At 33.7% G+C, this 1835-nt stretch carries 2 protein-coding genes and 1 pseudogene; all 3 read right to left on the bottom strand.

From position 1 onward, the window contains the following. Positions 1–187: 187 nt before the first annotated feature. On the bottom strand, positions 188–712 hold the full coding sequence (locus tag WBN20_RS16770; RefSeq protein WP_424282514.1) for a glutathione peroxidase: 525 nt from the start codon (positions 710–712) through the stop codon (positions 188–190). A gap of 47 nt (positions 713–759) precedes the next feature. Further along, a pseudogene (locus WBN20_RS16765) lies at positions 760–894 on the bottom strand (hypothetical protein); the annotation flags it as partial. A gap of 52 nt (positions 895–946) precedes the next feature. Further along, positions 947–1174 (bottom strand): hypothetical protein, encoded by a 228-nt coding sequence (locus WBN20_RS16760; protein WP_424282515.1) that lies wholly within the window; start codon positions 1172–1174, stop codon positions 947–949. Positions 1175–1835 lie beyond the last annotated feature (661 nt).

Below are 1835 nucleotides of genomic sequence, written 5' to 3'. Positions count from 1 at the left end.
GAAATACCAAGTTGTCCAAACATCAATGGGATTACAATAAAACTAAAACGAGAGGTATATGCCCTATGCCAGGCAACTAGATTCTCATTGCGATAATAAAGAAAACCTGGGTATATAATAAGCTGTATTATCCAAATCAATACAACTAATCCAAAATCCAGTAAAAGCTGAATGATAGCCAAAGACATTACAAATGCCTGGTGATTTTTGAACTCATTGGTTTGGTAATTGAAAAATAGTAATCGATAAGCTGTCCTTTTTCATCAACCAAATATTTCTGAAAATTCCATTTTACACTGGAATTCTTTTTACCGTTAAGGCTTTTAGAGGTTAGCCACTCATACAAAGGATGTTGCTTCCCCCCTTTAACATCAATCTTTTCCGTCAAAAGAAATGTAACTCCAAAATTCCTTTCACAAAACGACTGAATTTGCGCAGCATCTCCGGGCTCTTGCTTCCCAAATTGATTACAAGGTGAACCAATGACCACTAATTCATCTGAATACGTATCACTTAATTTTTGCAAGTCTTTATATTGCTTGGTAAATCCACACTCCGAGGCAACATTTACAAATAATAACTTCTTTCCTTTGAATTCTGAAAGTAAGATAGGTTTACCATCTAAGCTATTGATAGCGATATCATATACAGATGCGCTGACTTTTTCAGTAGACATGCCAGGTGCTAATTTTGCCTTATCGATTGTTTTCATATCCCGTATTTTAAAAAATTTATTACCATCCATCTCAAATAGTTGTCCTAAAAATAAGGAGGCCTTATCTGACAATAAAAAAACTGGTTTACAAAGACACATAGTACATGTGTCGCATAATCTTCTTGAATTGTTCCGCAAAACCTATCTCTAAAGCATCCTAATATAGGATTACTAAAGCACGATTTTAATGATGTTCAAGGCACATTTAATTTATTTACCTTCAACATATTCTTAAATGCCAGAATCTGGTCTTCCTTTCAACCGAATATCAATTCTTTTCTTTTTGACAGTTAACCGCTTCATTACATCCATTAATTCAGGATCCTTTTCCTTTTTATAAATTTCGTTGATTGCTAAAATGAGCCGCTTAGCTTCTCTTGAAGCCCCCACCCTGTCACTCGTAGACATATGACTCATTTTTGCATTTTCAAAAGCTATTGCTTCTTGTAAAATGTCCATCATTTTTGAGTTTCGTTGAATTATCGGTAAATATAATTAAACAAAAAGTAGATTACAAGCCTAGCACCTTGATTGTGATTCTTTTAAGATTATGTAAACCATTACTTTTTGGAAAGTCCCACAAAACGAAGCCTTTACGGAATTGCTGTTTTTTTCCTTTCTTTTCACCGAATCAATTGATAAGTTAAAAAAACAAAGATTTAGCCATTTAATTTCCAAGGTTGGAATGATATTCAAAATCAAATAAATTCAATAATATATTGATCCTGTCATGATCACATCATTCAAGAAAGCATGCACGAAGCGTGGTTTTGTATTTCCGGGAAGGTTTAAAGTGCTTAGCTTTCAGACCGGTCTGTAAACACTAACCACAATTCCCTGGTAACTCTATAAATACACTTTTTTAGTATTAATCTCTCTCGGTCAAATAATCCAAATCATCCCACTTTTATCTGAAGGTTTACCCTACAGGTATGATCAATATCATTGAATGATCTATGAAAGGCTGCTATTTTTATAGTGATATAATCAGTATGACATCTAGGGAATAACTATAAGCTGTATCTGATGGTAAGATTCTTTCGAAAAATAAGACAACGATTGCTGGTCGAAAGTAAATTCGGCAAATACATGCTTTATGCCATTGGCGAAGTCATAATAT

The sequence above is a fragment of the Eudoraea sp. genome, assembly GCF_049665975.1.
Taxonomy (GTDB): domain Bacteria; phylum Bacteroidota; class Bacteroidia; order Flavobacteriales; family Flavobacteriaceae; genus Eudoraea.
Note: the sequence above shows the minus strand (reverse complement) of the source record. Positions and strands in the feature narration are given on the sequence as shown.

What these genes read in the sequence shown, in the direction of transcription:
- WBN20_RS16770 (WP_424282514.1), bottom strand. Translation starts at nt 712, where the DNA reads ATGAAAACAATCGATAAGGCAAAATTAGCACCTGGCATGTCTACTGAA.
- WBN20_RS16760 (WP_424282515.1), bottom strand. Translation starts at nt 1,174, where the DNA reads ATGGACATTTTACAAGAAGCAATAGCTTTTGAAAATGCAAAAATGAGT.